This window comes from Streptomyces sp. AM25 (assembly GCF_058146165.1).
On sequence record NZ_JBKIWN010000009.1, the window covers coordinates 501010 to 508901 of the forward strand.

At 71.3% G+C, this 7892-nt stretch carries 7 protein-coding genes and 1 pseudogene; 2 read left to right on the forward strand and 6 right to left on the reverse strand.

From position 1 onward, the window contains the following. The first annotated feature begins 14 nt into the window (after positions 1-14). Complete coding sequence (locus ACLHRZ_RS14980) at positions 15-1604, forward strand: Na+/H+ antiporter (RefSeq protein WP_490418895.1); 1590 nt, start codon at positions 15-17, stop codon at positions 1602-1604. Positions 1605-1608: 4 nt separating this feature from the next. Here ACLHRZ_RS14980 and ACLHRZ_RS14985 read toward each other — a convergent pair whose 3' ends face one another. After that, on the reverse strand, positions 1609-2715 hold the full coding sequence (locus ACLHRZ_RS14985; RefSeq protein ID WP_490418921.1) for a mechanosensitive ion channel family protein: 1107 nt from the start codon (positions 2713-2715) through the stop codon (positions 1609-1611). Positions 2716-2778: 63 nt separating this feature from the next. On the opposite strand from ACLHRZ_RS14985, the gene ACLHRZ_RS14990 reads away from it, so the two are divergent. Continuing rightward, a complete protein-coding gene (locus ACLHRZ_RS14990; protein ID WP_490418896.1) occupies positions 2779-3402 on the forward strand; it encodes a dienelactone hydrolase family protein in 624 nt (207 codons plus the stop codon). A gap of 40 nt (positions 3403-3442) precedes the next feature. Here ACLHRZ_RS14990 and ACLHRZ_RS14995 read toward each other — a convergent pair whose 3' ends face one another. The 5 genes and pseudogenes from ACLHRZ_RS14995 to ACLHRZ_RS15015 all read right to left on the reverse strand — a co-directional run. After that, on the reverse strand, positions 3443-5104 hold the full coding sequence (locus ACLHRZ_RS14995; protein ID WP_490418897.1) for an alkaline phosphatase D family protein: 1662 nt from the start codon (positions 5102-5104) through the stop codon (positions 3443-3445). A 52-nt stretch (positions 5105-5156) separates the two neighbouring features. Beyond that, complete coding sequence (locus tag ACLHRZ_RS15000; RefSeq protein ID WP_490418898.1) at positions 5157-6008, reverse strand: thioredoxin domain-containing protein; 852 nt, start codon at positions 6006-6008, stop codon at positions 5157-5159. 56 nt (positions 6009-6064) lie between these two features. After that, complete coding sequence (locus ACLHRZ_RS15005) at positions 6065-6715, reverse strand: hypothetical protein (protein ID WP_490418899.1); 651 nt, start codon at positions 6713-6715, stop codon at positions 6065-6067. 88 nt (positions 6716-6803) lie between these two features. After that, positions 6804-7652: a thioredoxin domain-containing protein gene (locus ACLHRZ_RS15010; RefSeq protein ID WP_490418900.1), complete on the reverse strand. Its 849-nt coding sequence runs from the start codon at positions 7650-7652 to the stop codon at positions 6804-6806. 39 nt (positions 7653-7691) lie between these two features. Continuing rightward, positions 7692-7892 (reverse strand): annotated as a pseudogene (locus tag ACLHRZ_RS15015) (hypothetical protein); the annotation flags it as partial.

Sequence of the window (7892 nt, forward strand, 5' to 3'; positions counted from 1 at the left end):
GCAGGCTGGAGGTCGTGGACCAGCTCGCCCTGCTGTTCGTGCTCCTTCTCGGGGCGCTCGTCACGGTGCCGCTGGGGGACCGGCTGGGGCTGCCGTCGCCGGTGCTGATGACGCTGGGCGGGATCGTCCTCGCCCTGCTGCCGTTCGTGCCGAACGTCGCCATCCCGCCGGAGTTCATCCTCCCGCTGGTGCTGCCGCCGCTGCTCTACGCGTCCGCCCAGCGCACCTCCTGGCGGCAGTTCGCGGCCAACCGGCGGCCGATCTTCCTGCTGGCGGTGGCGCTCGTCTTCGTCACCACCGCCGCGGTCGCCGCCGTCGCCAACGCGATCGTGCCGGGCATCTCGATCGCCGCGGCCGTGGCGCTGGGCGCGCTCGTCGCCCCGCCCGACCCCGTCGCCGCGACGGCCGTCGCGGGTTCCCTGGGACTGCCGCGCCGCCTGGTCTCCATCCTGGAGGGCGAGGGGCTCTTCAACGACGTCACCGCCATCGTGCTCTACCACGTGGCCATCGCGGCGGCCGTCAGCGGCAGCTTCTCGCTGCCGAGGGCGGCCGGCGAGCTGGTGTTCTCGGCCGTGATCGCCGTCGTGGTCGGCCTGCTGCTCGGCTGGGTGACCAAGCGGCTGATGGACGTCCTCGGCGATGCGACCCTGCAGATCGGCCTCACCCTGCTGGTGCCGTTCGTCTCCTACGTGCTCGCCGAGGAGTTCAAGGGCTCCGGCGTGCTCGCGGTGCTGACCACCGCGCTCTACCTGGCCGAGTTCGCCAGTGACGCCGACGACGTCCTGGGGCGGCTGGCCGGGCACACCTTCTGGGAGATCGTCGACACCCTCGTCACCGGCGTCGCCTTCGGCCTCGTCGGCCTCGAACTGCACAATGCGCTCGGCACGGCGGCGGGCCGCTGGGGCGAGATGCTCGGCATCGGCGGCATCGTCGTCGCCGTCGTGGTCGGCGTGCGCCTGATGTGGCTGCTGCCCGCCGCCTGGCTGGCCAAGCGGCTGCACAAGGGCCGGGACGTCGACGAGGAGATCCTGACGAACTGGCGGGAGACGCTGGTGATGTGGTGGTCCGGGATGCGCGGCGTGGCCTCCGTGGCGCTCGCCCTGGCCATCCCGCTGACCAAGGACGACAAGTCGCCCTTTCCGGCCCGGGACGAGATCCTCTTCATCGCCTTCGCCGTCATCATCTCCACGCTCGTCGTCCAGGGCCTGACCCTGCCCCGGCTGGTCAGACGGCTCGGCGTGCGCGCCGACGCCGACTGGACCCGGGAGCTGGAGCGGCAGCTGGCCATCCGCGCCGCCAAGGCGGCCAAGCACCGGCTGCTGGAGATCGAGCGGCAGGAGGAGCTCCCCGACGACCTGGTGGAGATGCTGCACCGGCGTGCCTACGACATCGGCGCCCGCATCAGCCCCGAGATGGTCGACGACGAGCGGCGCGAGGCCCACGTCCAGCGCGTCCACCGGCTGCGCACGATCCAGCGGATCCAGAGCGATCTGCTCTCGGCCGCACGGCACGCGGTGCTCGACGCGCGCAGCGAGCCGTGGATGGACCCGGAGGTCGTGGACCGGGTGCTGCGCCACCTGGACGTGCGGAGCCTGCGGGGGTGAAACGTCACGCCGTGCCGGGGCCGGGGCCGATGTCCTCCGAGGCCGGCGGGGTCTGCCGCCGGTCGGGCGCCTGGGCGAGGCCCGGCGCGGGCGCGGTGTTGATGCGCGGGAGCGCGTACGGATGCTCGCGCCGCAGCCAGCCGACCAGTTCCTCGCGCACCACGCAGCGCAGCGTCCAGATGTCGGACGGGTCCTTGGCCGTGACCAGCGCCCGGACCTGGACGGTGGTCGGGGTGGTGTCGGTGACCACGAGGCTCCAGGCCCGGCCGTCCCATTCCGGGCAGCCCACGAGCACCTCGTGCAGGTGTTCGCGTATCAGGTCGACGGGCGCCGCGTGGTCGAGGTGCAGATAGACCGAGCCCGTCATCTGCGGGTTGCCGCGCGACCAGTTCTCGAACGGCCTGCTGGTGAAGTACGAGACCGGCATGGTGATGCGCCGCTCGTCCCAGGTGGTCACCACGATGTAGGTGAGGGTGATCTCCTCGACCTTGCCCCACTCCTTCTCCACCACGACCGTGTCCCCGATGCGGACCATGTCGCCGAAGGCGATCTGCAGCCCGGCGAAGAGGTTGCCCAGCGTCGGCTGGGCGGCGACACCGGCGACCACGCCGATCAGGCCGGCCGAGGCCAGCAGGGAGGTGCCGACCGTCTTCATGTCGGGGAAGGTCAGCAGCATCGACGCGCCCGCCACCACGACGACGGCCGCGGTGACGACCCGCTGGATCAGCGTGAGCTGCGTACGCACCCGGCGCACCCGGGCCTCGTCCGCGGAACCGGCCGCGTAGCGCGCGTAGAAGGACTCGACCACGGCCGCGGCGACCCGCACGGCCAGCCAGCCGCAGGCGCCGATCAGCACCAGGGTCAGCGCCTGGGCGACGACGAAGCCGGCCTCCCCCGCGACGACCCGCGCATACCCGTAACCGCCGCGCAGCAGCGCCGTGCACAGCACCAGCGCGAGCGGGCGGCGGCAGCGGCGCAGCAGGGTCCACAGCGGGGTCTCGGGGTGCCGCTCACCGATCCGGCGCAGCATCAGGTCGGCGATCCGGACGACGACCAGGGTGACGGCCACCGCTCCGCCGACGACCGTCACGGGGCGCAGCAGGTCCTCCATGGACACCTTCGGCTCACTCCTCCCGGGTTACCGGCGGGCGCCCCTTCCGAACGTACTGGCACGATGGGTGGCACGCGATCCAGCTGTAAGGAAGTGACCCCAGTGGCGTCCCCTACCACGATTCTGCTTTTCCATTCGGCCTATGGCCTGCGGCCTGCCGTGCACGCCGCCGCGGACCGGCTGCGCGCCGCGGGGCACGAGGTGCACGTGCCGGACCTCTACGACGGCCGGACGGCCGACACCGTCGAGGACGGAATGGCGATCAAGGACGAGATCGGCAGGGAGGAGCTGCTGCGCCGCGCGATCACGGCGGCGGCGCCGCTGTCGGGGCGGGGGCTGGTGTACGCGGGGTTCTCGCTGGGCGGGTCGATCGCCCAGAACCTGGCGCTCGGCGACGAGAAGGCGCGCGGGCTGCTGCTTCTGCACGGCACGTCCGACCTGCCGGAGGACGCGAGCGTGGACGAGCTGCCGGTGCAGTTGCACGTGGCCGATCCGGATCCGTTCGAGCCGCATGACTGGCTGAACGCGTGGTACTTGCGGATGCAGCGGGCGGGGGCGGATGTGGAGGTGCACCGGTATGCGGGTGCGGGGCATTTGTTCACGGATCCGGAACTCGCCGACTTCGACGGCGAGGCGGCGGACATGGCGTGGAAGGTGGTGCTGGGGTTCCTGGACGAGATTTCTTGAAACGCCGGACGGGCTGGAAACAGCCCGTCCGGTGTCCGTGTCAGCGCACCGGCGCCGTCACTCGTTCCACCCGCTGCGTTCCCGACTTCGTGCGGTACGAACGGGCCCACGACGCCCGCGCGTTGCGGTCCGTCTTGTCCGAGAGGACGTAGTAGTCCATCTGCGTCCGCTCCCGCGTCACGTCCAGCACGCCGTACCCGTGCGAGTCCATGTCCACCCACTTCACATGGCGGTTGGCCGCCCGCACCGCAGCCCCCGCGGCGGCGGAGACCGTGTGCGGGCGGACGCGGAGGGTGTCGTCCAGGTTGTCCGCCGTCACCGAGGTGACCACGAACTCCGTGGCCACCGACGGTGACAGCGGGTACGTCGCCGCCCGCTTCGGTACGTCGTTGGCCCATGCCATGTGGATGTCGCCGGTGAGGAAGACCGTGTTGCCGATGCCCCGGTCCGTGAGGTGGGTCAGCAGTTCGCGGCGGTCGTCCGTGTAGCCGTCCCACTGGTCGGTGTTGACCGTCACGCCTCCGGCCGGGAGGCCCAGCAGCCTGGTCAGCGGTTCCAGTACGTGGGCGGGCAGGGCGCCGAAGGCGACCGGGGACATCATCACCGGGTTGCCGACGAGGCGCCAGGCCGTGTCGGAGGACGCCAGGCCCGACTTGAGCCAGTCGAGCTGGGCGCGGCCGGTGATCGTGCGGTCCGGGTCGTCGACCTTGCCGCTGCCGGTCTTCGCCTGCTGGGTGCGGAAGGAGCGCAGGTCCAGCAGGTGCAGGTCCGCCAGGGTGCCGAAGCGCAGCTTCCGGTAGGTGGTGCCGGCGACCGAGGGCCGTACCGGCATCCACTCGAAGTACGCCTGCTTCGCCGCCGCCATGCGGGCCGTCCAGTCGCCCTCGGCGCCGGGGGTGTGGTTCTCGGCGCCGCCGGACCAGGCGTTGTCGGCGAACTCGTGGTCGTCCCAGATGGCGATCAGCGGGTGCGTGTGGTGCAGCGCCTGCAGGTCGGGGTCGGTCTTGTAACGGCCGTGCCGGGTGCGGTAGTCGGCGAGGGTGACGATCTCGTGCTCCGGCTCGTGCTTGCGCACGACGTACTTCGCCGCGGGGTATTCGCCGGACTTGTACTCGTAGATGTAGTCGCCGAGGTGGAGCACGGCGTCCAGGTCGCGGCGGGCCGCGAGGTGGCGGTACGCGGAGAACCAGCCCGACTCCCAGTTGGCGCAGGAGACCACGCCGAAGCGGATGCCCTCGGCTGCCGTGTCGTGCGCGGGGGCGGTGCGGGTGCGGGCGACGGGGGAGACGGCGGTGCCGGCGGTGAAGCGGTAGAAGTAGCCGGTGGCCGGGCGCAGTCCGCGGACGTCGGCCTTGACGGTGTGGTCGCCCGCCGCCGCCGCGGTGACGGTGCCCCGGGCCACGACGTGGCGGAAGGCCTCGTCCTCGGCCACCTCCCAGGCCACCTCGACGGCGGGCCCGCGCCCGGAGCCGGGGACGGCGTCCGGGGCGGGGGTGACGCGGGTCCACAGCAGGACGCCGTCGGGGAGCGGGTCGCCGGAGGCGACGCCGTGCAGGAAGGCGGGCGCGGGGTCCGCGGCCGAGGCGGCGGCGGTCGGCAGGAACGCGGCGGCGGCCGCGCCGGCGGCCACCGCCGTGACGGCAGTACGGCGGGATATATCGGGAGATGTCACGGGCCAGCACCCTACCGGCTGGTAAAGCATAGGTAATGACCCTAAGGGCCGGTAATGGCCGGCAATGGCCTTATGGCGACGGCTACTTCTTCAGCTGCGGTTCCACCAGTGCGTTGAACTGCTCCGGCGTGATGTGCGAACCGCCCACGCTCAGCACCTTGCCGTTGAGCTTGAAGCCCGGGGTGCCTTGGATGTCCTTGTTCGGGCCGACGAGCTTGTCGAAGGCGTCGGACATCGCCAGCGCCCACTTGTCGTAGGTGCCGTCCTTGACGTTCTTCTCGAACTGCGCGTTGCCCTTGAGTTCCTTGACCTGCTGCGCGATGTCGATGAGCTTCGTGTTGTCGGAGAACGCGTCGTCCGTCTCCTCCGGGTGGTTCTTCGCGGAGAACAGCGCCTCCTTGTAGTGCAGGAAGGCGTCCGGACCGATGTTGAGCGCCGCACCGAGCGCGCTCAGCGCGTTCTTCGAACCCGAGCCCTTGATCTGGGGGTTGCGGTCCAGGAACGTCCCGATGTGGTACTGCGCCTTGTACTTGCCGTCCTTGATGTCCTTCGCGACGGCGGCGCCCGCGCCCTGCTCGAACTCCGAGCACATCGGGCAGCGCATGTCCTCGAAGACGTCGAGGGTGTTCTTCGCGTCCTTGTTGCCGAGGACGACCTCGGTGCCCTTGTCACCGGTGGTGTTGGCGGGCTGGGTGAACGTCGTCTTCTTGGCGGACGCCTCCCAGTCCTCGCTGCTCACCTTGGTGTTCTTGCTGCCGTTGGTGGCGTTGGTGACGGCCCAGCCGATGCCGCCCGCCGCGGCGAGGACGGCGACGATCGCGCCGCCGACGATCAACTGCCGCCTGGTCTTCGCCTTCTTGGCGTCGCGCTCGCGCTGCGCGCGCAGCCGTTCGCGGGCCGCCTGCTTGTTCTGGGGGTTGTTGCGGTTGCTCATGATGTCTTCTCCGCGTGACGAAGGGAGGCGTGCGGGACCGTGCGTGGTGCGTGTGCTCAGGCGAAGACAGGGCACACGGGCGGTCCGCGCCGCACGACGGAGTGGACGAGCAGGGGCAGGGCGGTGGCCGGCAGGGTGTCGCGCACCGGCCGCAGGGGCACCCGTGCGGGGCGGTCCGCCGGGCACAGTGCCAGGACGGCCGGCAGCAGTGGCCGGAAGACGACGGCGACGACGGCCCGCAGTATCCGGGACACCGCCACCTCGCCCCGGCGCAGCCAGGCGGCGGCCGCCAGCCCGACCGCGACGTGCGCGGCGAGCAGCAGCCAGGGGGCGGCGCCGGGGCTCGACGGTGCGGTCAGCGGGGTGCCCACCGGGCCGCCCCCGCAGACCAGATCGATGCCCAGGGCGTGCAGCGGCCCGGCCACCGGGCCGCCCGCCTGGCCGTAACAGGCGTTCTGCCCGGTGGTGAAGACGGTGTCCGCCGCCAGCTCCAGCGGCACCAGCAGGGCGGCGATGGCCGCGAAGCCGCGCTCCCGGCCGGCCAGCGCCCAGGCGACCGTGAAGTACCCGGCCGACAGGGCGGAGACCGTGGAGAGCGGCAGCGGCATCCGCGAGAGCAGGACGTGTCCGCCGGCCGACAGGGTCACGCAGAGCGCGGTGAACACCGCCGCCCGCAGCGCCCTGAGCCGAACTCCCGTCCCCTTCATGAGGCCGAAGTGTGCCACGCGCACCTGTGGGTGTCGCGTCAAGATTCGGCATCAGTACGGGGACGGGGCAACCGTCCCGTTCCGCCCGTTACTTGAGCCGTGCGTCGACCGCCGAGGTGAACTGATCCGGGGTCATCGGGACGCCCTTGCCGTTGGGGGTGTCCACGTCCAGCTTCTTGCCGTCGAGCTTGACGGTGGGGGTGCCGGTGACGTCCTTGTGGCTGTCGAACTCGTCGGACATCTGCAGAGCCCACTTGTCGAAGGTGTGCTCCTTGAGGTTCTTCTCGAAGTCCGCGTTGCCCTTGAGCGCCGGGACCTGCTGGGCGATCTTCAGCAGGGCGTCGTCCTTGGAGTAGTCGTCCTTGGTCTCTTCGGGGTGGTTGGACTTCGAGTACAGCGCCTTGTTGTAGGCCTGGAAGGCTTCGGGGCTGACGTTCAGCGCCGCGCCGAGCGCGCTGAGGGCGTTCTTCGAACCGGTGCCGGCGATCTGGGGGTTGCGGTCGAGGAAGGTGCCGATGTGGTACTGCGCCTTGAACTTGCCGTCCTTGACGTCCTTCTCGATCTGGCCGCCGACGTTCTGCTCGAAGACCGAGCAGATCGGGCAGCGCATGTCCTGGTAGACCTCGAGGGTGTGCTTGGCGTCCTTGTTGCCGATGACGACCTCGGTGCCGTTGTCGCCGGCCGTGTTGGCGGGCTTGACCAGGGTCTTCTTGGCCGCGGCCTCCCAGGCCGAGCTGGTGCTCTTCTTGCTCGCGCCGCTGTCGCCCAACTGCGTGGCGGCGTAGCCGACGCCGCCGGCTATCGCCAGGACGCCGACGATCGCGCCGCCGACGGTGAACTGGCGCTTGGTCCTGTCCTTCTTCGCCTGGCGCTCGCGCTCGGCGCGCAGCCGCTCGCGGGCCGACTGCTTGTTCTCCCAGTTGTTGCGGTTGCTCATGATGCTGGTGTCTCCGTGGTGCGTGAGGTGCAGTGGTCTTCAGCCGAGGGCGGGGCCGGGAGGGGGCCCGCGCAGCACGACGGAGTGGAGGAGCACCAGCCGCTGCCGCGCCCGGCGCACCCGAGGGGTGCGCCGCACGGGCGCCCCGCGGTGCGGGACGGCGGCGGTGAAGCCCGCGGCGGCCAGCGCCAGCGGGCGGAAGGCGGCCGCGGCGGCCGCGCGCAGCAGCCGGGCCAGGGC

Coding starts and splice junctions, on each gene's coding strand:
- ACLHRZ_RS14985 (WP_490418921.1), bottom strand. CDS start 2,715: ATGGAGGACCTGCTGCGCCCCGTGACGGTCGTCGGCGGAGCGGTGGCC.
- ACLHRZ_RS14990 (WP_490418896.1), top strand. CDS start 2,779: ATGGGTGGCACGCGATCCAGCTGTAAGGAAGTGACCCCAGTGGCGTCC.
- ACLHRZ_RS15000 (WP_490418898.1), bottom strand. CDS start 6,008: ATGAGCAACCGCAACAACCCCCAGAACAAGCAGGCGGCCCGCGAACGG.
- ACLHRZ_RS15005 (WP_490418899.1), bottom strand. CDS start 6,715: ATGAAGGGGACGGGAGTTCGGCTCAGGGCGCTGCGGGCGGCGGTGTTC.
- ACLHRZ_RS15010 (WP_490418900.1), bottom strand. CDS start 7,652: ATGAGCAACCGCAACAACTGGGAGAACAAGCAGTCGGCCCGCGAGCGG.
- ACLHRZ_RS14995 (WP_490418897.1), bottom strand. CDS start 5,104: ATGCTTTACCAGCCGGTAGGGTGCTGGCCCGTGACATCTCCCGATATA.